We start from the raw sequence: 22,693 nt of genomic DNA, 5'->3' as shown, positions 1-22,693 counted from the left end.
TTTGCTGGCACGGTTGGCCCGTGACCTCCCGCGCCCGGCTCGCCGTCGCCGCCGCCTTCGCCTCGCAGGGCCTGATGCTGCTCGGCCTGACGACCCGGCTGCCGGCCTTCGCGGACCGCTGGTCGCTCTCGGAGGTGGAGATCTCCGGCCTGCTGCTGCTCAACGTGCTCGGCGCCGGCGCCGGCTCGGTGCTCGCCGAGCGGGCGGCGGCACGCCGCCCGAGCTCGCAGGTGCTGCGGCTCGGGCTGGTGGTGGGGGCGCTCGGCGTCCTGGCGCTCACGCTCGCACCCGCGCTGCCCGTCTTCGTGGCCGCGATGGCGGTCTACGGCCTCGGGCTGGGCGTCGTCGACGCCGGCACCAACATGCAGGCGGTGGCGCTCGAGCACCGGCTGGACCGGCCGGTGCTGCCCTCCTCGCACGCGGCCTGGACCGCGGGCGGCATCGCCGGCTCCGCGTTCACCCTGGCCACGGGGACGCTCGGCGTGCAGGTGCTCGCCGTGCTGGTGCTGGTGCCCCTGGCGGCCGCCTGCGGCCCCTTCCTGGCGCGGGAGGAGGTGCCGGCGTCGGCACAGGAGGCGGTGCTGGACCCGGCACCCGTGCCCTGGCGGCCGCTGTGGCTGGTGGGCACCTGCCTGGTGGTCTTCTACCTGGTCGACACCGCCACCACCACGTGGAGCGCCCTCTACCTGGACTCCGTCGTGACCACCCCCGACCGGCTGCTGGCCGTGGCCGCCCTGCCCTACCTGCTGGCCACCCTCGCGATCCGCCTCGCCGGCGACGGCCTGGTCGCCCGCCACGGCCCCGTCCCGGTGCTGCGCACCGGCGCGGTGGTGGGCTGTGCCGGGCTCGTCGTGGTGGTCACCGCGCCCACCTGGCCGGTGGTGGTGATCGGCTTCCTGGTCACCGGCCTCGGGGTCGGCGTGGTCGCCCCGCTCAGCTTCTCGGCCGCGGCGCGCATCGCCGGCGGCTCGCGGGCCCGCGTCGACGCCGTCATCGGCCGCTTCAACCTCTTCAACTACGCGGGGGCGCTGCTCGGAGCAGTGCTCACCGGTGTGATCGGGCGCAACGACCTCCGCCTCGGGTTCGCACTCCCCATGGTGCTCGTGCTCGTGCTCCTGCCGCTCGCCCCCGCCTTCGGTCGCCGTCGGGAGGCGTCGGAGCCCAGCCGGGCCGCGCCGTAGGGTGAGGCGCATGGCAGCCCCCCGCGTCGCGGTCTACATCGACTTCGACAACGTCGTGATCTCCCGCTACGACCAGCTGCACGCCGGCCGCCGCGAGGCCTGGCGCGCCGACAACGCGCGCGACCACACCCCCGACCCCGGCAGCGACGACCCCGTCGCCGTCAAGCTCGCCCGGGCGACCGTCGAGGTGGGCGCCCTGCTCGACTACGCCGCCTCGTTCGGCACCGTGGCGCTGGCTCGCGCCTACGCCGACTGGTCGGTGCCGGCCAACGCCGCCTACCGCCGCCAGCTGGTGGACCGCGCCGTCGACCTGGTGCAGCTGTTCCCGGTCAGCGGCACCAAGAACGGTGCTGACATCCGGCTTTCGGTCGACGCGATGGAGGACCTGACCCGTTACGGCGACGTGACGCACGTCGTCATCGTGGGCGGCGACTCCGACTACATCGCCCTGGCACAGCGTTGCAAGCAGCTGGGCCGGTTCGTCGTCGGCATCGGCGTCGCCGGCTCCACCAGCCGGGCCCTGATCGCGGCCTGCGACGAGTTCAGCAGCTACGACGCCCTGCCCGGCGTGCCCTCGCCCGCGCCGGCCGAGAAGCCCGTCGCCCCGACCAGGGGCAAGGGCAAGGCCTCCGGCTCGAGCGCGGAGCCGACCTCGGAGCAGGACCCTGCGAGCCCCGCGGACTCCGGCGAGCAGGCCGCACCCGCCCGCAAGACCCGCCGTCGCCGCAAGCCTGCCGAGCCCGACCCCCAGACGGAGGCCGGTGAGCTGCTGGTGCGGGCCATCACCGTCGCCCAGGCCAAGGCCGACGACGGCGAGTGGCTCTTCGGCGGCGGGGTCAAGAGCCAGATGCAGCGGATGGACCCCTCCTTCAAGGAGAAGTCGCTGGGCTACAAGTCGTTCTCGGCCTTCGTCGACTCCGTCGAGGACAAGGTGGAGGCCCGCACCGACGAGGACGGCCACCTGCGGCTGCGCCTGCGCGGCTGACCCCGCATCACTCGGCGGCGTCGGCTCCCGGCCAGTTCTTGTCCGGCTGCGGCACCGGGCGGCCGGGCTGCTCGCCCCCGCGCGCCTCGAGGTAGCTGTCCTTGGGCACCATCACCTTGCGGCGGAAGATGCACACGACCTTGCCGTCCTGGTTGTAGCCGATCGTCTCGACGTGCACGACGCCGCGGTCGTCCTTGCTCTTGCTCTCCCACTTGTCGAGCACCCGGGTCTCGCCGTAGAGCGTGTCACCGTGGAAGGTGGGCGCCACGTGGCGCAGCGACTCGATCTCGAGGTTGGCGATGGCCTTGCCGGAGATGTCGGGCACCGACATGCCCAGCAGGATCGAGTAGACGTAGTTGCCCACCACCACGTTCTTGCCGAACTGCGTCGTCTCCTCGGCGTAGTTGGTGTCGAGGTGCAGCGGGTGGTGGTTCATGGTGAGCAGGCAGAACATGTGGTCGTCGAACTCGGTGACCGTCTTGCCGGGCCAGTGCTTGTAGGTAGCCCCGACCTCGAACTCCTCGTAGCTGCGGCCGAACTGCATGACGTCTCCTCGTGATCTCCGGTGCCGGGTTGACCGGCTTATGGTGCCAGCATGACGACGCGCTGGTCCCTGACCATCGACTGTGAGAATCCCCTCGCCCTGGTCGAGTTCTGGAAGGTGGCCCTGGGCTACGAGGACGCTCCGCCGCCGACAGGGTGGAGCACCTGGGAGTCCTGGCTCGCCGACGCCGGTGTGCCGCGGGAGGAGTGGGGTGACGGCGCCACCCTCCACGACCCGGCGGGGGTCCTGCCCTCGCTGAGCCTGCTCAAGGTGCCCGAGGAGAAGCGGACCAAGAACCGGGTCCACCTGGACCTGCAGGTCTCCGGGGGTCGTCACGTGGACGGGGAGCGCCGGACCCGGTTGATCGATGAGCACGTCCGCCGCCTCGTGGAGGCGGACGGACAGGTGCTCACCCGCATCCACGGCCCGAGCGGCCACCTGGACCACGTCGTCGTCGCGGACCCCGAGGGCAACGAGCTCTGCGTCGTCTGAGGCGCACCGGGGTGCCCGCCCGGACGGCCCGGACCCAGGAGCGTCAGCTCAGCTCGTACCAGCTCGGCACGCTCGGACGACGACCCGGGCCGATCTCGTAGGCACCGCCGCCGTCGGCGGGGGGCCGGACGCCGTCGGTGATGTCCTTGCGGGCCATGGGGCCACGGAAGAGGCGGTCGACGTGGTCGGAGTAGCGCTTGACGTAGACCGGCACCGAGAGGAAGCGGAAGAGGATCTCGTCGGAGCGGTGGGCCCGCTCGCTCCAGTTGGGCGAGCCGGTGAGCAGGACGTCGGCCGAGGCGTCCTTGCCGAAGCCACCGCGGATGGCGATCGCCTTCATGTGCAGGTACTTCTCGGGCACCCGGTCTCCATTGGCGTCGATGATCAGCCGCCGGATCGGCACCGGGCCGCGACCGCGGCCCGACTTGAGCACCCGGTTGACGCCGCGCCCGGCGAGGGTGGTGATGATCTTGACGTCGCAGCCGCTGTCCCACAGGCGACGGACCGTGCGGGCGATCGAGGTGCCGAACTCGTCGAACCAGCCGGCGATGGCGATGCGCACCTTCGTGGGCGCACCGTACCCGCCGGGCGGGTTGCACCGGACCTGGCTCAGCTCGTCGCGGATGGTGTTGCGCTCGAACGAGGGCCACAGCGTGATCGTCTTGCTGCCGATGGTGGTGCGGCGGTAGGGACGGGCGAGGTTCCTGTCCTGCGCGTACTCGCGGAAGGTCGTCACCAGCTGGTCGTAGAAGCGCTTGTCGCTGGTGGTGACCAGGTCGTTCCACTGCCGGTAGCCCGCGGGGCGGGTGAGGTTGAAGGAGCCGACCATGCTGACCTTCCCGGCGCGTCCCACCTTGCTGATGAGCACGAACTTGGCGTGCAGGATCGAGCGGCTGCGGCAGCCGCCGCGGCAGCGGGTGGCGAAGCTGCGGTCGTTGCGGTTGGCGTTCAGCGCGGCCGTGGTGCGGTTCCAGTTGGCGTTGCGCACCGAGTCGGCGACCACGACCTGCACGTGCACGCCGCGCCGGTGCGCGGCGATCAGTGCGTCGGTGGTGCGCCGGTCGTCGTAGTTCCACACCGCGGTGCGGATGTACTCGCCCCGCTTGGTGGCGTTGACCGAGGCGATGATGCGGTCCAGGATGACGCGCTTGCGACCGGGGATCGTCGGGTCGCTCAGCAGCACCCCGTTGGGCGGGGTGAAGCGGTTGCCCCCGGGCGCGGCCGCCGCCGCGGGCGCGGCAGCCGCCGCCGTCACCCCGGGAGCGCTCGCCACGGCGGGGACCGAGCCGAGCACCAGCCCCACGAGCATCAGGAGCGCGAGCGGACGCGCCACCCGGGTCCGGGGGCGGGGGCGAGAGGTGTGCACGGGCACGGTGGCGACTCCGGGGCAGGGGGGGCGGGGCCCGGCGAATCTAACCCGCGCCCTCCGCCGACGTCTGCGGAACCCCCGCCTCGGCTCCCAGCCGCAGCTTGCGGCCCAGGGCGTCGGTGAGGTGGCGGGCGTACTCCAGCGTCATGTGGCCGCGGTCGCGGTGGGTGATCAGGTCGCCGACCACCACGGGGCACAGGTCCTCGGCGCAGAACCACTGCTTGGTCTCCACGTACTCCGCCGGCGTGCCCTTGGTGGCCGCCTTGACCGCGCGGCGCATCAGCATCGAGCGCGGCATGGGCGCGCTGAGGCCGTCGGCCAGGGTGACGCCGCGGTCGGTGATCATGCTGGGGTCGAACATCAGGCGGGGGACGTCACCGAGCACGACCACGCGGTCGGCCACCGGGGTCAGCGACTCGATCCGCTCGCGCATCCCCTGCTGGATCATCTCGGCGATCTCGCGGCTGTCGTCGACGTAGCTGCCGTCCTCGCGCACGTAGCGGTCCTGGGTGTCGGTCGACATCAGCACGACGTCGGGCTGCAGCTGCTCGATCTGCTGCTGGGACCACTCGTGGAAGTAGGTGCAGTCGGTGTCGGGCTTCTCGTAGACCGGCGTCCACGGCTGGACCAGCGCCGGCGTGCAGCCCTGCAGGACGAAGTAGTACGCGGTGTACCCGTGGCGGGCCGCCAGCCGGTCGATCGCGGGGATCCAGTGCCGCATGTGGGAGTCGCCGACGGCGACCAGGGTGCGATCTCCCTCCGGGTCGCCGCGGGGGCACAGCGGCATGGGCTGCGGGATCCCCGCGTACTCGCAGCCGCCCAGGTCGGCGGCCACGTGGTCGGCCAGGCCCAGCGCCGCAGGTCGCAGCGGGTTGGGCACCGGCGCGTCCTCCTGGCCGGCGATCACCGAGGCCTGCACCAACGCGACGGCCGGGTCCTCGGCGCAGCCGTCCCCCGTCGCCTCCCCCTCGTCCGCCTCGCAGTAGGCGGCGGCGGTGACGGCGGGCCGTGGGGCGTTGAGCTCACGCACCAGCACGGTGTGCGAGGTGAGGACGACGACGCCGAGCATCGCCACCGAGACCGGGTACAGCGCCAGACCCCGCCACCGAGGGCGCACGAACGCGCCCTCGCGGAAGGGGTTCTCCACGAGTCGGTAGGTCAGGTCGGAGAGCAGGAGCGCGCCCGCGAGCACCGCCAGGCCGCGCCAGCCGCCCACGGGGGCTCCCACGACGACGCCGACCAGCACCAGGGCCGGCCAGTGCCACAGGTAGAAGGAGTAGGAGCGGTCCCCCACCCAGCGGGCCGGAGCCAGCGCCAGCAACCGCTGCGGACCCCACCCGGCCGCGGCGACGCCGCCACCCAGCAGCAGCGCCGTGCCCACCACCGGCAGGAGTGCCGGCGCGCCCGGCACCCGGGTGGTGGCGTCGAAGCCGACCGCGGCGACGCCGATCATCGCCAGACCCAGCCAGGAGGCGCCGGCCAGCAGCGCGGGCGGCAGCCGGCGCAGGCGCAGCAGCGCCGCAGCGGTGGCCGCGCCCAGCCCGAGCTCCCACACACGTGCGGGGGTGGAGAAGTAGGCGCCGCGCGGGCTCTCGGCGACGCTCACCAGGGCCCAGGCGAAGGAGGCCGCGCACGCCACCGCGATGGTGACGGCGACCGCGCGCCGCAGCCGGCCGCGCGCGGCGAAGACCGCCACCAGCACGAGCACCGCGAGCGGCCACACCAGGTAGAACTGCTCCTCCACCGCCAGCGACCAGTAGTGCTGGATCGGCGAGGCGGCGTCGTCCTGGGCGAAGTAGTCGGTCTCGTCGCGCGCGAACTTGATGTTGGCCGCGAAGAAGGTGGCCCAGACGGTGTCCTTGAACAGGCGCACGGCCGCGATGCCGCTGAGCAGGAAGTAGCCGGCGACCGCGGTGACCGCCAGCACGAGGGTGGCCGCCGGCAGGATCCGCTTGGCCCGGCGGGCGTAGAAGTCGAGCAGCGAGACGCGCCCGGAGCGCTCGGCCTCTCGCAGCAGCAGACCGGTGATCAGGAAGCCGGAGATGACCAGGAAGACGTCGACGCCGACGTACCCGCCGCCGAAGGGTCCGATCCGGGCGTGGTCGAGCGCGACCAGCACGACGGCCAGCGCCCGCAGCCCCTGCACGTCCGGCCGGAAACCCGGTGAGGACGTGCGGTGGCTGCCGACGCTGGGCCGGTCGTCCTGGGAGCCGCGAGGGCTCAGTTCAGCTCGAACCACTTCGGGACGTTCTCACCGGTGCGCAGGTTGGGCACGCCGCCGAAGTTGCTGGCACCACGCATCAGCATCGTCCGCGAGGCCGCCATCCGCATCGTCGACCACGGACCGTTGAAGAGGCGGTCGGTGTTGTTGATGTAAGCCGTGGTCAGCGCGTTGGCCTTGGTGAGCCGGAAGAGGACCTCGTCCGAGCTCTGCGCGCGGGTGCTCCAGTTGGGCGAGCCCGTGATCACGACGTTGGCGGCCGGGTTGCCCTCGAACCAACCGCGGATCGCGATGTTCTTCATGTGCAGGTAGCGCTCGGGGACCCCGTCGTTGTTGGGGTCGTAGGTGAGCGTGCGGATCGGCACCGGACCGCGACCGCGGGGGTTCTTCAGGATCTGGTTCACACCGCGACCCGCGAGGGTGGTGATGATCCGGATGTTGCAGCCCTGGTCCCAGAGCTTGCGGACCTGCTGGGCGATGTCGCTGCCGTAGGCGTCGAACCAGCCGGCGATGGCGATGCGGACCACGGTGGGTCGGCCGCTGCTGGTGGCGTTGCAGCGCACCTTCTGCAGCTGTGCCTTGATCACGTTGCGCCCGAAGGAGGGGTAGAGCGTGATCTGGTTGCGACCCAGGTTGAACACCTTGTAGGCGCCCTTGATGTCCTTGTCGCGGCGGTACTCCTGGAACGTCTGCACCAGCGCGTTGTACATCTTGGGGTTGCGGGTGGTGATCATGTCGTTCCACTGCCGGTTGCCCGCGGGCGTGGTGAGGTTGAACGAGCCGAACATCGAGACGTTGCGGGCCTTGCGCACCTTCGAGAAGGTGATGAACTTCGAGTGCATGATCTTGGTGCGGCTGCGGCAGCCGCCCTTGCACTTGACCGCGAAGCTCTTGTCCTTGCGGTTGCGGTTCAGCTGCGCCTGGGTGCGGTTCCAGTTGGGGTTGGCCACCGAGCCGGACACGACCACCTGCACGTGCACGCCGCGCCGGTCGGCGTCGAGCAGGGCGTTGGTGACGGGGCGGTCGTCGTAGTTCCAGACCACCACGCGGATGGTCTGACCCTTGGCGGTGTTGCGGATCGTGCGGATGACGCGGCCCAGGATGTTGCGGTTCTGGCCGGCGATCATCGGGTCGCTGAACAGCACGCCGTTGGGCGGCGTGAAGCCCGCCTTCTTCTTCTTGGTGGCGCCGGGCTTCTTCTTCGGGGCCGCTACGGGCGCGATCTGCGAGACCTGCGAGGAGGCGGGCGCGGCCGAGGGGGCCGTCGCGAGCGCGGGTGAGGAGGCGACGACGGCCAGCGGCGCCATCAGGCCCACGAGGGCCGCGCCGAGCGCGAGCCGGGGTGAACGCATGGAGGAGACTCCCAAAAGACGTGGACGAGACCGTGCTGACGGCCCTGGGTCGTGCGCGACCCTACCCCAGCACCCGCGCGCTCTCGGGATCCACGCGCGGGCCCTGGGGTGGGTCGTGCCGCCGACGGCGGCAGGTGCTCAGGAGCGGCTGCGGTACTCCTCGATGACGCGGCGGCCGATGATCATCCGCTGGATGTCGGCCGTCCCCTCGCCGATGAGGAGCATGGGGGCCTCGCGGTAGAGGCGCTCGATCTCGTACTCCTTGGAGAAGCCGTAGCCGCCGTGGATGCGGAAGGAGTCCTCCACGACGTCGCGGCAGTACTCGCTGGCCAGGTACTTGGCCATGCCGGACTCGAGGTCGTTGCGCTGCCCCTTGTCCTTGACCCGCGCGGCCTTGACCACCATCTGGTGGGCGGCCTCGACCTTGGTCGCCATCTCGGCCAGGCGGAACTGCACGGCCTGGTGCTCGGCGATCTTCTTGCCGAAGGTCTCACGCTGCTGGGCGTACTCGACGCCGAGCTCGAAAGCGCGCAGGGCGACCCCGACACCGCGGGCGGCCACGTTGACGCGGCCCACCTCGACGCCGTCCATCATCTGGTAGAAGCCCTTGCCGGGCTCGCCGCCCAGGATCTGCTCCCCCGAGATCCGGTGACCCTCGAAGATCATCTCGGTGGTGTCGACGCCCTTGTAGCCCATCTTCTCGATCTTGCCGGGCACGGTGACGCCCTGGGCGGTCTCGCCGAAGCCCTCCTGCTTCTCGACCAGGAAGGTGGTCATGTTCTTGTAGACCGAGTCGGCGCCCTCGTCGGTCTTGACCAGCACGGCCACCAGGTTGGAGGAGCCGCCGTTGGTCAGCCACATCTTCTGGCCGGTGATGCTGTACTCGCCGTCCTCGCCCTTGACCGCCTTGGTCTTGATGGCGGAGACGTCGGAGCCGCAGCCGGGCTCGCTCATCGAGAACGCGCCGCGCACCTCGCCGGTGGCCATCCGCGGCAGGTACTTCTGCTTCTGCTCCTCGGTGCCGTGGTGCATCAGCATCCACGCGACGATGAAGTGGGTGTTGATGACGCCCGAGACGCTCATCCAGCCGCGCGCGATCTCCTCCACGGCCAGGGTGTAGGTGAGCAGCGACTCGCCCAGCCCGCCGTACTCCTCGGGGATCATCAGACCGAACACGCCGAGCTCCTTGAGCCCGTCGACGATCTGCTGGGGGTACTCGTCCTTGTGCTCCAGCTCGGTGGCCACGGGCAGGATCTGCTCGTCCACGAACTGCCGGACGGCCTTGAGGATCTCGGTCTGGACGTCGGTGAGACCGTCGGTCTCGCACAGGCGGGGCATGGTGCTCCTCGGAGGCGGAGTCGCTTCGTGACTCGTGGGTAACGTGACTCCCCACGGTAGCCCGCGCGGCCACGCAGCGGCCATGACGCATTTCACTCGCGGCGGTGGTTGTCCCGCTCCCGCGCCCGCTCCCGCGCCCCGGGCACCCGCCTCGGTAGGGTGCGGGGGTGCAGCCCGGTCCCCGCGTCCTCGTGGTGATCCCTGCCTACAACGAGCAGGACACCGTGGGCGCCACGATCGCCGAGATCCGGGCCACCAACCCGGGGGTCGACCTGCTCGTCGTCGACGACGGCTCCAGCGACGCGACCGCCGCCGTCGCCCGCGAGGCCGGGGCCGAGGTGGCCCAGCTGCCCTTCAACCTCGGGGTGGGTGGAGCCATGCGCACCGGCTACCGGCACGCCGTCCAGGGCGGCTACGACGTCGCGGTGCAGATCGACGCCGACGGCCAGCACGACCCCCGCTACCTGCCCGAGCTGGTCGCCCGGTTGGGCGGGCCCGAGCAGGTCGGTCTCGTGATCGGGGCCCGCTTCGCCGGCGAGGGCGAGCCGTACCGGGTCGGTGCGATGCGCGCGCTCGCGATGAAGGTGCTGGCGCGCACGCTCTCGCGGATGGCGCGCACGCGGCTGACCGACGTGACCAGCGGGTTCCGCGTCGCCGACCGCCGCACCCTGACCCTCTTCGCCGCGCACTACCCCGCCGAGTACCTCGGCGACACCGTGGAGTCCACCGTGATCGCCATCCGCGCCGGCTGCCGGGTCACCCAGGTGCCGGTCCAGATGCGGCTGCGCCAGGGGGGCGTGGCCAGCCAGACGCCGTTCCGGGCGGCGCTGTACCTGGCGCGGGCCGTCGTCGCCCTGTCGCTGGCGCTGGTGCGCCGGTGGCCCGAGACCCCTCCCCCGCCGCCGGGCGTGCGCGCGGAGGCGGCCCGGGTCCACCGCGAGGAGCAGCCGTGAGCTCGACCGTGATCCTCGGCATCGCCGGCTCCGCCACCGTGCTGGTGGCGCTGTTCGAGCTGATGCGCCGTCACCGGCTGCGCGAGAAGTACGCGGTGCTGTGGTTCTTCGTGGCCCTCGGCGTGCTGCTGCTGGCCGTCTTCCCGGGTCTGCTCACCGGCGCCGCCGACCTCGTCGGCGTCGAGGTACCGGTCAACCTGCTCTTCTTCCTGGCCAGCCTGGTGCTGCTGGTGCTCACCCTGCAGCACAGCCACGAGCTGGGCCGGCTGGAGGAGAAGACCCGGACCTTGGCCGAGGAGGTCGCCCTGCTGCGGCTGGACCTGCAGCGCCGCGAGCGCCGTGATCGCCCGGACGGTCCCGCGGAGCACACGCCCCGCGACGGCTCCTGATCCCCGCCCCTCAGGCCTCGGGGTCGCCCCGCTCGAGCAGCACCTCGGGAACCTCGTGCTCGGGGTAGAGGACCGACCCGGTGACCAGCGGGTGGTCGCTGATCCGCCCCAGGAACGAGCGGTCGATGAACTGACCGGTGAAGTCGAGCTCGGTGGAGCCGAAGATCCAGTCGACCGGACCGTGGCTGGGCACCGAGCACGGGGACCCGACCGAGCCACCGGCCGAGGAGGCCAGGAAGCCGGTGCCGGTGAAGGCGCAGAAGGCCTCGGAGCGCTCGTTCATGTCGCCCATGAAGATGATCGGGACGCCGGGCAGCTGCTCGCGCAGCTGCTGCATGTAGCCGATCTCGACCGAGCGGGCCATCACCCGGGCCCCGCCCTGGTTGCCCTGGCGCGAGGTGGAGGCGGGGTTGTGCACGCCGATCACGACCACCTGCGCGCCGGTCTCGAGGTGGCGCAGCGTGACGACGGGCATGTGCAGGGTGGTGGACCACGGCACCGTGAACTCCGCGGAGTCCACCATCTCCCAGGTGTCGGAGCGCCAGGCCACCGCGTTGCCGTTGGTGTTGCCGTCGCGGAAGACGTTGTTGGGGGTGGCGCGGTGCACGCCCCAGTCGCCGTCGGCCAGGAAGACCCCAGCCTGCGGCGACTCGAACTCGTTGAGCACGGCGATCGAGACCCCCTGGGCCTCCATCTTGGCGATGCCCGCGGCCACGCGCGAGGTGCCCGAGCCGAAGCCGCGCTTGCTGCCGCCGGGGGCGGTGAGGTGGTGGCCGAGCACGTTGTAGGAGGCCACGCGGAACTCGGTGGCCGGCACGGTAGTGGCCTGCTCGCCGCCGGCCGCACCCCGCTCGACCAGGAACGGGACGGCGGCCACGGTGCGCGCGGCGCCCTCGGCGCGGCGCGAGATCTCCAGGCCCAGCTCGCAGCGCCCGGCGTCGCCCAGGTCGCCGACCTCGCCGAGCTGCTGGCCGACGGTGACCACCTGACCGTCGGTGACGGCCGGGGAGCGCAGGTGCGCGTAGCGGGCGACGATGCCGGAGCCGTCGCGGACCGTCATGGTCCAGGGGCCGCCGGTGGGGTCGGCGGCGATCTTCACCGTGCCTGCGAGCGCGGCGAGCACCGGCGTGCCGCAGGCGGCCACCAGGGAGCGCGGTCGCACCGTGTAGGCCGAGCCGGGCGGCAGGGGCAGTGCGGCCGGGTCGGTGGCTGAGGCGTAGCAGTGCGAGGGCGCCCGGCCGGCGGTGGAGACCAGGCTGGCCACCGAGCCGCGGGTGGCGCTGAGGCCGCCCAGCACGGTGACCGCACGCTTCCAGGTGCGCTCGTAGGCGAACGGGTCGGGGGTGCCCAGCACCCGGTGCACGGCGATGGAGGGCGGTAGCGTGGACCAGCCGTGCACTGCCTCGAGCCGGTCGTAGAAGCGGGTGGCCTGGCGACCGGGCTCGACCTGCCCGGCAAGGGCGGCGGAGACCGCGAGCGCCTGCGCCCGGGCGGTGGCGCCCCGGGCGCGACCTGTCTCGGCCACCTCGAGCGCCAGCCGGGCCTCGCGGCGCTGCGCCGCGGGAGCACGGCGGCCGGGGGCACGCCCGGCGTCGAGTCGCAGGGCGGGCGAGAGCGCCGGGCGCGCGCAGTCGGCGACCTCCTCCAGGACCGGTGCCGCGGCGGGCGCCGCGGGTGCGGCCGGCGTCGCGGGCCCGAGGGCGAGCGTGAGGGAGCCCGCGGCGATGCCGAGCGAGGCCAGCGCGCCCACCGTGCGGCGGGTCGACGGGCGCCTCGCCCCAGCCCTCGTCCGAGCCCTCATCCGAACATCGACTCCGTCCCGGGGAACACGATCCGCTGGGCCAGCCAGCGCGACCCGGCACCACGCCGGGACAGGTCCACACCGTAGCGCCGGTCACCGTCACCCGCGGCACGGACGTAGACGGTCGCGGTGGACCCGGGGCCGTGCACCTCGACGCCGTCCAGGGTCAGCTCGCCGAGCCGGGGCAGCCCGGCCGGGCTGGTGAACTCGTAGGCCTGCCGGCCGGCCGGGGTCAGCAGGGGCGCGAGGTCGCGCCACCACGCCTCGTAGGGCGTGTCGGGGCGGGCCCAGGTCTCGAGCACGGTGGTGGCGACGGTGGCCACCTGGCGCACCGCGGCGGGCTCGGGATCGTCCTCCGGCGCGAGCGAGGCGGACTCCGAGGGAGCGGCGGGCTCGGGTCCGGCCGCCTCGTCGTCGTTGCCGTCGCCGAAGAGCGAGTCCCCGAACACCAGCAGGATGACCACCAGGGCCACCAGCAGCAGTGCCAGCACCGCGCCGCCCCACCGCGCCAGCGGGGAGCGGGGGGTCGTCAGGGCGCGACGCGCGCCGGCGGGGTCGGTCACCGCCCCACCGCACGGCGGCCGCGGCCGCCGCCCCGGGTCTGCGCCAGCTCCTCGCGCAGCCGCTCGACCTCGCGCAGCAGCTCGGCCGTGGCGTCGAGGCTCACCGCCAGCAGGGCACGCGGGGCCAGGTCGGCCTCCTCCTGCTCCTCGGGCGTCGGCGCCGGCACCAGGTCCTGCAGGTCGCCGGCCACCGGGTGGCCGCGCTCCTCGACGTGGCGAGCCCAGCCCTGGGCCAGCTCGACGGCGCGGCCGCGGTGCTCGGGGGGCAGCACGACGCGCGGCCCGCCCTGGTCGCGCAGGATCGTGCCGGCGTAGAGGCGCTTGACGACGGCGCCGTAGGTGCGCTCGTTGCCCTGGCGCTGGACGCGCTTGTTGACCCGGCGCAGCACCTCGGTCTGGGCGGCCCCCAGCGAGGTGTTGACCTGCCGCTCGGGGACCTCGACCGGCACGTGGCCGACCTCGAGCACGGTGGCGAAGCGGCGCCACAGCGCGTCGCGCTCGGCGCCGGCCGGCGGGCAGGTGACCACGTGCACCCGCTCCCGGGGCACCGCGCTGCTCCAGCGGTCCAGGACGCCGAGCGGGTCCTGGGCGCGCCAGAAGCGGTCGTGGGTGCGGCGGGCGCCGGCCTTCGCCGGAGGCGGGTCGGCGAGCACCGTTCCCAGGAACTCCGCGAAGGAGGAGCGCCGCCCGTGCTTGACACCCTCCTGCCACTCGGCCGGCAGCTGGCGCACGGGGTCGCGCAGGCTGACCACCACGTGCACCTCGCAGCCCTCCAGGTCGGCGACGATGCGCCCCACCTGCGCCGGCGAGGCCAGGCAGAGCGTCTCGCTGCTGACGACGGTGGTGCCACCTCGTCGTCGCGCCTCGCGCACCAGCTCGGCCCAGGTGCGCTCCCCGGCGTCGTCGGAGCGGCCCCAGGAGCCGGCGCGACCGGTGAGGTGGAGCACCGCGCCGAACAGCGGCTCGCCGTCGGCCGAGGGCAGGTGCACGCCGTGCTCCTCGAGCAGCGCGCGGTTGCTGCGCAGGGTGCCCTGCACGAAGGAGGTGCCCGTCTTGGGCAGCCCCACGTGGAGGACGACGCGGGCGGTGGTCACGGCAGGTCCTCCGGGGTCGGTGTGGCGTGCCCGATCCTACCGGCGGGGGTCACGCGGGGGGTCGCAGGCAGGTGAGCGTCCCGGCGCTCGACTGCCGGGACAGCCCCGCGGCGCGGTAGGTGCGCAGCACCTTCTTCTCGCCGGGGCTGGGGCCGACGCACGCCAACGTCACCTCCAGCGCCTCCAGCGCCTCCAACGACTCCTGGCGCGGCGGCAGCGGCGTCTCGCCCGAGGCGAGGCGGTAGAGCACGCGGCGCCCCCGATTGACCTCGCGCGGCTCGCGCATGTTCTGGATGAACCACTCGCGCGGCACCACCGGGAAGGCGTCGGTGGTGTACATGGTGAGCACCTTCATGCGCCGCGGGGGCAGCAGGACGGTGCCGCGGATCCCCTGGTCGGCCAGCACCCGGACGTCGCGCAGCGCCTCGGTGTCGAGCTTCCACTGCGGGCTCGAGCGCAGCGTCACCGGGCCGCCGTGACCGGTGTGGGCCCAGATCGGGCGTGCCCCGACGGCGAGCAGGGCGACGGCGAGCACCCCGACGGCCACCGGCACCGCGCGGGCGACCTGGGCGCGCGCAGGACCGAGGGCGGGGACCGGGGCGGCGAGCAGCAGGCCCACGAGCACGGGGATGGGTGCCACGTAGAGCATCCGCCACAGGATCGGGCCCGAGCCGGTGACGGTGTTCGCGAGCTCGAGCACCCCGGGCGCGAAGACCAGGACGCTGCCCAGCGCTGCCGCACCCGCGAGCGCGGCCGGCGCCCCCCGGCGGGCGAGCACGACCGCGAGGCCGAGCGCGAGCAGGCCGAGGGCCACCATCGGCGTCGTCTCCCCCAGGATCCGCACGAACGACTCGCGAGCCGGCAGCGCGACCGGGTCGCTGCCACCCACCTCCTCGACCGAGTAGCGGATGACGGCGAGTCCGCTGAGGACCGGCCCGACGGCGAGCGCGACACCGCCCAGCGCCAGCCACGGCGAGCGCAGGGCGGCAGCAGCCACCAGCGCGACCGCCAGCATCAGCGGCGCCCAGACGACCGCGGTGGGGGTCAGCCCGAAGAAGGCGATGCCGCCGGCCAGCAGCAGCAGGACGGCGTGGCGCCGACCGGCGGTCGTCCGCGCCTCGTGCGCGTCGGTGAGCCACGCCCACAGCAGCGGCATGAGCACGGCGACGGCGATGACCTTGCCCTGCCAGATGCGCACGATCCAGAAGTTGCCGAGCATCGAGTCGCCGCTCATCAGCAGGAACAGCACGGCGCCCGCGAACACCAGGAACGCGCGGCGCGGCGCCCAGCGGCGGGCCAGGCGCCAAAGCGCCAGCACCGCCAGCGCCGCGAAGGCGGGGCCGGCCAGCAGGTAGGTGACGGTGCCCGCGAGCAGACCGCTCATGTGGGCCACGACGCCGAACAGCGCCTCGATCGAGGCGATCGGCACTCCGCCGCCGTAGGGGCTGTTGAGCTGCTCGGGGCTGAACATCGTGTCGAGCAGCGCCGCGTTGCCGCGCTCGGCGACCCACACCGATCGGTTCACGTAGTAGGGGTCGTCGGTGTCGGCCAGGTGCACGAAGGCGGTGAGCACCGCGATGGCACCCGTCACCGCGAGCACGCCGAGCTCGCTCGGCGTGACCAGGCGGCGCCAGCCGGTCGGCTCGTGGGCAGGCACGTCGGCCGGCACATCGGCAGGCACATCGGCAGGCACATCCGCAGGCACGTCCGGCGCGGCCGCGTCCGGCCGCACGCGACCGCTCAGCCAGGCCCAGACGACCAGCACCGCGGTGCCCAGCACCAGCGCCGCCCACGTGGGGTTGAAGGTGCCCGGCGTCCACACCAGGCCGCCGACGCCGGCGAGCGCGACGAGCACCAGCCCGCCGAGCAGGAGCAGGTCGCGGCGCGGGTGCGGGCCCGCGCCGGCGGGCTGCCCGGAGGCGGGCCCCCGGTGGGGCTCGACGTCGGCCACCGGGCGCAGCGCGCCGCGGACCCGCAGCACCGCGATCACCACGGTGCCGACCAGCCAGATCCAGCCGCTGGGCCACAGCGACCACTGGGTCGGCAGCGCCAGGCAGTAGAGCAGCGTCCACAGCGCCAGCGAGAGCGCGGTGAGGTCGAGCAGGGCGTCGACCAGCCGGCCCACGAGGGTCCGCGGCTGCCCGGCGACGGGCGCGGGCTGGCGCATGGGTGGGAACTCCTGGGTGCGGGTGCCGGTGGGCCGGTGTCTGTGGGGGTGGGGCGCCCGTATCATGCCACCCATGCCGGACCGACCCGGCGTCACAGCGGTGATGCTGGCGTGGCGCGACGAACCCGTGCTCGTGGAGGCGGTCACCTCGGTCCTCGACTCCGAGGGCGTCGAGGTCGACGTCGTCCTGGTCGACAACGGCTGCACCTCCGACGCCGTCGAGCGCCTCGCGCCCCTGCCCGGCGTCACGGTGGTGACGCCCGGCGAGAACCTGGGCTTCGCCGGTGGCTGCAACCTCGGCGCGCGGCACGCGAGGGGCGAGGTGCTGGCCTTCGTCAACGGTGACGCCGTGGTGCGACCGGGCGCCCTGCGGTACCTGGTAGACGCGCTCACCAACGGCGCCGCCCCGGGCGAGGGCGAGGTCGCGATGGCGACCGCGTCGGTGCGGCTCTACGACGAGCCCGCGACGGTGAACTCCGTGGGCAACCCCGTGCACTTCACCGGGCTGAGCTGGGCGGGTGGCCTGGGCGAGCCGGCCTCCGCGCACGACCGGCCGCGCGAGGTGGCCTCCGCCTCGGGGGCGGCCACCGTGATCGCCCGGGAGCGCTTCCGTGCCCTGGGCGGCTTCTGCGAGCCGATGTTCGCCTACTGCGAGGACACCGAGCTGAGCCTGCGGTGCTGGCAGCGGGGCTGGCGGGTGGTCTACGAGCCGCGCGCCGTGGTGCTGCACCGCTACGAGTTCTCCCGCAACCCGCAGAAGTTCTACCTGCTCGAGCGCAACCGGCTGCTGCTCGTGCTGACGCTGTACGGGCCGGGGATGCTGCTCGCCGTCGCGGCACCGCTGCTCGCCCTCGAGCTGGCCACCCTCGCGCTGGCGCTGCGCGACGGCTGGGGCCGGCAGAAGCTGGCGGGCTGGTGGTGGCTGCTGCGGCACCGCCGCCTGCTGCGCGAGCGACGTCGCCTGGTCCGCGGCCAGCGCGTGGTCCCCGACGCCACGTGGTCGCGGGTGCTGACCGGCGACCTCGACCTCGCGGTCCCGGGCCTGACGGTGCCGGGCCCCGCACGCCGGCTGAGCCGGACATACTGGGCGCTTGCCCGACGCCTGGCGTGACCGCGCCGGACTCGACCCACCCACCTCCGCGCACCACACCCGCCCCCGAGAGGAGCCCCCGTGCCCGACCTCGCCGTGCTCAGCGTCGACGAGCAGGGCATCACCCTGCACGCCGGTGGGGACGAGGTCCTCGACGTCCTGCTCGACGGGCGCCGGATCTGGTCGTTCTGGTCGGTGCGCGACACCGAGCCCTCCCAGGGTGACCCGGAGAGACGTCGGGTCGACTGGCCCCAGCAGCTGGCCCGCTACCTCGACGGCACCACCTGCCTGACCGTCCGCAGCCACGTGAACGGCGTCGACCTCTTCGACGAGGAGCGCCGGTTCGGCACGGGCACCGAGCGGATCGCGGTGGTCGACCGCCGCGGCGTCGAGCTCGCGATGGACAAGTCCGGCCGCATGCAGGTGACCTTCGAGGGCCGCACCGAGCGCGACGTCGAGCCGCTGCTGGACTCGGTCGAGGTCGTCATCGAGGCGCTGGCCGACGCCGGCGTCGAGGCCTTCCCCGCCTACGGCACCCTGCTCGGGGCCGTGCGCGACGGCGCGCTGATCGGGCACGACAGCGACGCCGACCTGGGGTACGTGAGCCGCCACACGCATCCCGCCGACGTGATCCTCGAGTCGTTCGCGGTGCAGCGGCACCTGGCCGCGATGGGCTACGAGGTGGTGCGCTACAGCGGCGGTGGCATCAAGGTCACCGTGGAGGAGGGCGACGGCGGCAAGCGCGGCCTCGACGTCTTCTCCGGCTACTTCGACGGCGAGGGCCGCCTAGTGCTGCTGGGCGAGGTCCGCACCCCCTTCGAGGAGAGCTGGATCCGCCCCCTGGGCACCACCACCTTGGAGGGGCGCACGCTGCCCGCGCCCGCCGAGCCCGCGCACCTGCTCGAGGCGATGTACGGCCCCGGGTGGCGCACGCCGGACCCCGCGTTCCGCTTCGAGACGCCGGCCAGCACGACGACCCGGCTCAACGACTGGTTCCGCGGCACCTCGGTGGGGCGTGCCGACTGGGACCGCGCCTACCAGCGCCTGCGGCACCGTGCGGCCCCGCGCACGCCCAGCCCGCTGGCGCGCATGGCGCTGCGTCGGGAGGACTCCCCCGCGCTCGTCGTCGACGCCGGCTGCGGCCGTGGCACCGACGCCCGGTTCCTGGCCAGGCGAGGGGTGCCGGCACTGGGGTTGGACTACTCCACCCGCGCCTTCGAGCTCGTGGCCCAGGAGCCCGAGACCACCGGGCTTCCGCTGGAGTTCGGCGCCATGAACCTGCTCGAGCTGCGCCACGCGCTGGCCTGGGGCGCGCGCGTGGGCGCGACGCCCGGCCACCGGGTGGTGGTGGCCCGGCACCTGGTCGACGCGCTGCCCCGCGCGGGACGCGAGAACCTCTGGCGCTTCCTGGAGCTGGCGTGCCACGACGGCGGCCGCGCCTACCTCGACTTCCTGGTCTCCCCGGCCTCCGAGGACCCGTGGGCGCGCCGCAGCCTGCTGCGCCCGGTGGGCGCCGCGGAGGTGCGTGCCGGGATCGAGGCGCGCGGGGGCAAGGTGCTCTCCCAGACCAGGATCCGCTCGGACCGGATGGGCGTGCGGACCGGCCGGCGCGATACGTTCCGGGCTCATCGACGCGCGTGCAGGATGGTGGTGGAGTGGTGAGCCAGGTCAGCGGATCGGAGCCGAGCAGTGCTCTCGGCCCGGTCGGGAAGGTCAAGCAGGCCGTGCGGCGCGGGATCCCCAGCCGCGCCGAGGTCGAGGACCTCCGCGCCCGGGTGCGCGAGCTCGAGGAGGCCGTCGCCGAGTGCCGACGGCACCACCACCGCACCGCCGAGCTGACCGACCTCGTGCAGGCGCTGCTGGTGCCGCTCGCCACGCGCGACGACGCCGCACTGCAGCAGGTGCTGCGCGAGTACACCGACCAGCTCGGCTGAGCCGGTGGCCCGCCGCGTCTTCTGGCACATCGGTCTGCCCAAGACCGGCACCTCCTACCTGCAGGCCATCGTGTGGCCGCACCGCGAGACCCTGCGCGAGGTCGGGCTGCTGGTGCCGGGGCGCGAGCGCCGCGACCACCTGTGGGCCTCGCTGGTGGTGCGCGAGGACCCGCACGTGGCACGCCGCAACCCCCGCGCCCCGGAGTCGTGGGAGGTGGTGCGTCGCGAGATCGCCGCGTGGCCCGGTGACGCGCTCGTCAGCCACGAGTTCTTCTGCTCCGCCACCGCCGAGCAGGCCCGCGCCGGCGTCGAGGCCCTGGAGCGCGACGGCGCGGAGGTGCACGTCGTCGTGACGGCGCGCGAGTCGCTGGGGCTCTTCACCTCCAGCTGGCAGGAGCACCTGAAGAACAAGGGCACCACGCGCATCGGCGACTACGGCGCACGCGTCTCCCCCGACCCCACCGTGGTCTGGAACTGGCGCGCCCTGGACCTGGGCCTGGTGCTGGAGCGCTGGGGCCCGGCCGTGGGCGACCCCGCCCGGGTGCACGTGATCACCCCGCCCGGGCGCGACCGCCCGCGCAGCGAGCTGTGGGAGCGGTTCTGCACGGTGCTCGGGATCGACGCCGCCGTGGCCTCCGCGGAGGGCTTCCCCAACGCCAGCATGGGCGTGGTCGAGGCGGAGACCCTGCGCCGGGTCAACGAGCGGCTCGAGGGCTTCGACCGGGCGTTCGACCGCGGGGTGTGGATCCGCAGCTTCCTGGCCGACGACCGCCTCGTGCCGCGCGGCGGCGAGCCGTACTGGCCCGGCCCCGAGCAGGTCGAGGACTGCCGGCGCCGCGGCGAGCAGGCAGTCGCCCTCGTGCGCGAGGCCGGCTACCACGTCGTGGGCGACCTCGAGGCGCTCCGCGTCCCCGCATCCCTGCCCGAGCGGCGCCACCCCGACTCCGTCACCGACGCCGAGGTGGCCGCCTGCGCCGTCGACCTGGTGGCCGACCTGCTGGGCGAGGTGCGGGCGCGGTCCGCTCCGGCGACGCCTGCTCCCGGCGGGGACCGGACGTCGCGGCTGCGGCGCCGTCTGGCCGCGCTGCTGCGCCGCGAACGCTGACCCTCGCGGCTACCGCCGAGCCGCCCCCCGCTTGACCGGCACCGTGGCGACGGCGGTGAGCGTGTTGTGGTCGGTGATCCGGGCGACCTTCGGCGAGCGGTCGAAGGCGAAGCCCTTCTTCTTGAGCTCCGGCGAGGTGAAGATCCAGTCCAGGTGCATCTTCCTCGGCGGCTTGCACGCCTTGCCCTTGACGTTGGAGCCGCCGCTCACCGCGCTCAGGTCGGTGCGACCGGTGACCTTGCAGAACACCGTCTTGCGCTCGTTCATGTCACCGGCGAAGACGACCGGGATGTTCTTCTTGCGCTGCGCGTTGATCTGGGCGATCTCGATGTTGACGGCCTTGTTGCGCTCGCGCTGGCGCTCGGGGGTGTTCTTCGAGGAGTTGTGCACGTTGAGCACCCAGATGTGCTTGCCGGTGAGCTTGCTGCGCAGCCGGACCATCGCGTTGGGGCGGGTCGTGCCGATCACCGGCACCACGATGTCGCGGGCGGAGACGAACTCCCACTGGCTGGTGTCCCACATGACGCTCTGCCAGACGATCTTGCCGGCGGTGACACTGCCCGGGTAGAAGGCGTAGCGGTCGCCCATCGAGCGCTTGATGGCGGTGTACTGGTCCTGCTTGAGCTCCTGGAACGCCACGATGTCGCTGCCGTAGTCGTCGACCAGGTTGCCGATCCACTCGCTGCGGATCCGGCCCGGCGCGTAGTTGGTGGCACCCCCGCCGGGCTGGGTGTGGTTGGTGCCCAGCACGTTGAAGGAGGTGATGGTGACGTTGGGCTCCAGCTTGGCCGCCGCACGACGCGGGGCCACCTGCGTGGCGCCCGGGGGCAGGGCCCGGTTGGCCCGGTTGCCGCGGTTCAGCTGGCCGTCCTCGTTGTTGCCCCAGCACTGCGGTGCACCCTGCTCCGCCACGGCGCAGCTGTGCATCCAGCCCGCCTCGACGCCGGAGTAGCTCGTGCCGTTGGGGGCGACCCGCACCGGCACCAGCGAGCGGTCCCGGCTGCCGTTGCCCAGCTGGCCGTAGCGGTTGGTGCCCCAGCACCAGGCGGCGCCGTCGGTGTCGACGCCGCAGGCGTGCGCGTCGCCCACGGCCACCGAGCGCCAGGTGCGCTCGCCGGCCACGGCGGCCGGGCGCAGGCTCGGGGCGTCCTCGGCACCGTTGCCGAGCTGGCCCTGGTCGTTCTGGCCCCAGCACAGGGCGGCGCCGGCCTGGGTGACGCCGCAGGTGGAGGACCACGAGGTGTCGATCGTCGCGAAGCGGGCCGTCGTGACGACGCCGGCCGGCACCAGCTTCGGCGAGTAGGAGCCGATGCCGAGCTGACCGAAGTCGTTGCGACCCCAGCAGTAGGCGACGCCGTCTGCGCGCAGGCCGCAGGTGTGCCAGCCGCCGGAGGAGACAGCCGTCCAGTCGCTGAGCGTGCCGACCCGGGCGGGGGTGCGCTTCATGACCTTGGTTCCGGTGCCGAGCTCACCGCGGTCGTTGTTGCCCCAGCACCACAGCGTGCCCTCGGCCTTGATGCCGCAGCTGTGCAGCCAGCTCGCGGAGACCTGCGTCCAGCCGGTACCCGGCACCGCGGTGGGCCTCCACTGCTGGGGCTTGTCACCGATGCCGAGCTGGCCGCGGGTGTTGTGCCCCCAGCAGAGGAGCTGGGTGGTCAGCGTGATGGCGCAGGTGGTGGCTCCGCCGGTGCTGACCGAGGCCCACTCGGCGTCCCCGACCTGCACGGGGGCCAGCGCGTCGGTGCGGGTCCCGTTGCCCACCTGGCCCCAGGCGTTGTCACCGCTGCACCACAGCGTGGCGTCCGCGCGGACCTCGCAGGTGTTCTGGCCCCCGGCGGACTGGGCCGACCCGGGGGTGGGCTCGAGCGCTGACGCGGAGGCCGGGGCGGAGACGGTGACCGGGGCGTTCACGGGGGCGGCTGCGGTGACGGGGGCCGTGGGTGCGACCAGGCCGACCGCGAGGGCCAGTCCTCCGAGACCGAGCGCGACCAGGTGACGGGGGGACCTGTGCGCATTCACCCCAGGAGGGTAACCGTGTGACTCGTGTGACGCCAGGTATCAGAGAAACCCGTGTGACGACAGCCGACACGCGGGGCGGGACCGGATCCTCCCGGG

General features: G+C 73.3%; 19 protein-coding genes. 9 read left to right on the top strand and 10 right to left on the bottom strand.

Going from position 1 to position 22,693, the window contains the following annotated elements:
* The first annotated feature begins 20 nt into the window (after positions 1 to 20).
* Both ABD948_RS06130 and ABD948_RS06125 read left to right on the top strand, forming a co-directional pair.
* The gene (locus ABD948_RS06130) at positions 21 to 1,181 is read left to right on the top strand and encodes an MFS transporter (protein WP_345263700.1); all 1,161 of its coding nucleotides are present in this window, start codon (positions 21 to 23) and stop codon (positions 1,179 to 1,181) included.
* Positions 1,182 to 1,191: 10 nt separating this feature from the next.
* Positions 1,192 to 2,166 carry an NYN domain-containing protein gene (locus tag ABD948_RS06125; RefSeq protein ID WP_345263698.1) on the top strand — a complete coding sequence of 325 codons (975 nt, stop codon included), beginning with the start codon at positions 1,192 to 1,194 and terminating at the stop codon, positions 2,164 to 2,166.
* Positions 2,167 to 2,173: 7 nt separating this feature from the next.
* On the opposite strand, the gene ABD948_RS06120 is transcribed toward ABD948_RS06125, so the two are convergent.
* Positions 2,174 to 2,752, bottom strand: coding sequence for a MaoC family dehydratase (locus ABD948_RS06120; protein ID WP_345264477.1), 579 nt, complete (start codon positions 2,750 to 2,752; stop codon positions 2,174 to 2,176).
* 9 nt (positions 2,753 to 2,761) lie between these two features.
* Between ABD948_RS06120 and ABD948_RS06115 the strand changes: the two genes are divergently transcribed.
* Positions 2,762 to 3,202, top strand: a complete 441-nt coding sequence (locus tag ABD948_RS06115) for a VOC family protein (protein WP_345263696.1) — start codon at positions 2,762 to 2,764, stop codon at positions 3,200 to 3,202.
* A gap of 43 nt (positions 3,203 to 3,245) precedes the next feature.
* Here ABD948_RS06115 and ABD948_RS06110 read toward each other — a convergent pair whose 3' ends face one another.
* The 4 genes from ABD948_RS06110 to ABD948_RS06095 all read right to left on the bottom strand — a co-directional run bounded on the left by ABD948_RS06110 (position 3,246) and on the right by ABD948_RS06095 (position 9,482).
* Complete coding sequence (locus tag ABD948_RS06110) at positions 3,246 to 4,568, bottom strand: phospholipase D-like domain-containing protein (RefSeq protein WP_345263694.1); 1,323 nt, start codon at positions 4,566 to 4,568, stop codon at positions 3,246 to 3,248.
* Between the two features lie 46 nt (positions 4,569 to 4,614).
* Complete coding sequence (locus ABD948_RS06105; RefSeq protein ID WP_345263692.1) at positions 4,615 to 6,717, bottom strand: acyltransferase family protein; 2,103 nt, start codon at positions 6,715 to 6,717, stop codon at positions 4,615 to 4,617.
* Between the two features lie 74 nt (positions 6,718 to 6,791).
* A complete protein-coding gene (locus tag ABD948_RS06100; RefSeq protein WP_345263690.1) occupies positions 6,792 to 8,144 on the bottom strand; it encodes a phospholipase D-like domain-containing protein in 1,353 nt (450 codons plus the stop codon).
* A gap of 138 nt (positions 8,145 to 8,282) precedes the next feature.
* Positions 8,283 to 9,482, bottom strand: coding sequence for an acyl-CoA dehydrogenase family protein (locus ABD948_RS06095; RefSeq protein ID WP_345263688.1), 1,200 nt, complete (start codon positions 9,480 to 9,482; stop codon positions 8,283 to 8,285).
* A 167-nt stretch (positions 9,483 to 9,649) separates the two neighbouring features.
* Between ABD948_RS06095 and ABD948_RS06090 the strand changes: the two genes are divergently transcribed.
* Positions 9,650 to 10,435 carry a glycosyltransferase family 2 protein gene (locus tag ABD948_RS06090; protein ID WP_345263686.1) on the top strand — a complete coding sequence of 262 codons (786 nt, stop codon included), beginning with the start codon at positions 9,650 to 9,652 and terminating at the stop codon, positions 10,433 to 10,435.
* Positions 10,432 to 10,824, top strand: coding sequence for a DUF2304 domain-containing protein (locus ABD948_RS06085; protein WP_345263684.1), 393 nt, complete (start codon positions 10,432 to 10,434; stop codon positions 10,822 to 10,824). Before ABD948_RS06090 ends, ABD948_RS06085 begins: the two co-directional genes overlap by 4 nt.
* Positions 10,825 to 10,834: 10 nt before the next feature.
* On the opposite strand, the gene ABD948_RS06080 is transcribed toward ABD948_RS06085, so the two are convergent.
* The 4 genes from ABD948_RS06080 to ABD948_RS06065 are packed head-to-tail and all read right to left on the bottom strand — an operon-like array spanning position 10,835 to position 16,449.
* Positions 10,835 to 12,574, bottom strand: a complete 1,740-nt coding sequence (locus ABD948_RS06080; protein WP_345263682.1) for a peptidoglycan DD-metalloendopeptidase family protein — start codon at positions 12,572 to 12,574, stop codon at positions 10,835 to 10,837.
* 47 nt (positions 12,575 to 12,621) lie between these two features.
* Positions 12,622 to 13,188: a hypothetical protein gene (locus ABD948_RS06075; protein WP_345263680.1), complete on the bottom strand. Its 567-nt coding sequence runs from the start codon at positions 13,186 to 13,188 to the stop codon at positions 12,622 to 12,624.
* Positions 13,185 to 14,282, bottom strand: coding sequence for a hypothetical protein (locus tag ABD948_RS06070; protein WP_345263678.1), 1,098 nt, complete (start codon positions 14,280 to 14,282; stop codon positions 13,185 to 13,187). The genes ABD948_RS06075 and ABD948_RS06070 overlap by 4 nt, the downstream gene beginning before the upstream one ends.
* A gap of 49 nt (positions 14,283 to 14,331) precedes the next feature.
* Positions 14,332 to 16,449, bottom strand: coding sequence for a DUF6077 domain-containing protein (locus ABD948_RS06065; RefSeq protein WP_345263676.1), 2,118 nt, complete (start codon positions 16,447 to 16,449; stop codon positions 14,332 to 14,334).
* A 73-nt stretch (positions 16,450 to 16,522) separates the two neighbouring features.
* Between ABD948_RS06065 and ABD948_RS06060 the strand changes: the two genes are divergently transcribed.
* The 4 genes from ABD948_RS06060 to ABD948_RS06045 are packed head-to-tail and all read left to right on the top strand — an operon-like array spanning position 16,523 to position 20,578.
* The gene (locus ABD948_RS06060) at positions 16,523 to 17,560 is read left to right on the top strand and encodes a glycosyltransferase family 2 protein (RefSeq protein WP_345263674.1); all 1,038 of its coding nucleotides are present in this window, start codon (positions 16,523 to 16,525) and stop codon (positions 17,558 to 17,560) included.
* Between the two features lie 60 nt (positions 17,561 to 17,620).
* Positions 17,621 to 19,201 (top strand): class I SAM-dependent methyltransferase, encoded by a 1,581-nt coding sequence (locus ABD948_RS06055; protein ID WP_345263672.1) that lies wholly within the window; start codon positions 17,621 to 17,623, stop codon positions 19,199 to 19,201.
* On the top strand, positions 19,198 to 19,473 hold the full coding sequence (locus ABD948_RS06050) for a DUF6752 domain-containing protein (protein ID WP_345263670.1): 276 nt from the start codon (positions 19,198 to 19,200) through the stop codon (positions 19,471 to 19,473). Before ABD948_RS06055 ends, ABD948_RS06050 begins: the two co-directional genes overlap by 4 nt.
* Positions 19,474 to 19,477: 4 nt before the next feature.
* Positions 19,478 to 20,578, top strand: coding sequence for a hypothetical protein (locus ABD948_RS06045; RefSeq protein WP_345263668.1), 1,101 nt, complete (start codon positions 19,478 to 19,480; stop codon positions 20,576 to 20,578).
* A gap of 9 nt (positions 20,579 to 20,587) precedes the next feature.
* Here the strand turns inward: ABD948_RS06045 and ABD948_RS06040 are convergent, their stop codons facing one another.
* A complete protein-coding gene (locus ABD948_RS06040; RefSeq protein ID WP_345263666.1) occupies positions 20,588 to 22,597 on the bottom strand; it encodes an RCC1 domain-containing protein in 2,010 nt (669 codons plus the stop codon).
* Positions 22,598 to 22,693 lie beyond the last annotated feature (96 nt).

The sequence above is a fragment of the Nocardioides nanhaiensis genome (genome assembly GCF_039542785.1).
Classification (GTDB): domain Bacteria; phylum Actinomycetota; class Actinomycetes; order Propionibacteriales; family Nocardioidaceae; genus Nocardioides; species Nocardioides nanhaiensis.
This window is presented reverse-complemented; position numbering and strand designations above follow the sequence as displayed.

Bases quoted from the DNA above. Each gene is read 5' to 3' on its own strand.
- ABD948_RS06125 (WP_345263698.1), top strand. From the start codon at position 1,192: ATGGCAGCCCCCCGCGTCGCGGTCTACATCGACTTCGACAACGTCGTG.
- ABD948_RS06060 (WP_345263674.1), top strand. From the start codon at position 16,523: ATGCCGGACCGACCCGGCGTCACAGCGGTGATGCTGGCGTGGCGCGAC.
- ABD948_RS06095 (WP_345263688.1), bottom strand. From the start codon at position 9,482: ATGCCCCGCCTGTGCGAGACCGACGGTCTCACCGACGTCCAGACCGAG.
- ABD948_RS06115 (WP_345263696.1), top strand. From the start codon at position 2,762: ATGACGACGCGCTGGTCCCTGACCATCGACTGTGAGAATCCCCTCGCC.
- ABD948_RS06065 (WP_345263676.1), bottom strand. From the start codon at position 16,449: ATGCGCCAGCCCGCGCCCGTCGCCGGGCAGCCGCGGACCCTCGTGGGC.
- ABD948_RS06100 (WP_345263690.1), bottom strand. From the start codon at position 8,144: ATGCGTTCACCCCGGCTCGCGCTCGGCGCGGCCCTCGTGGGCCTGATG.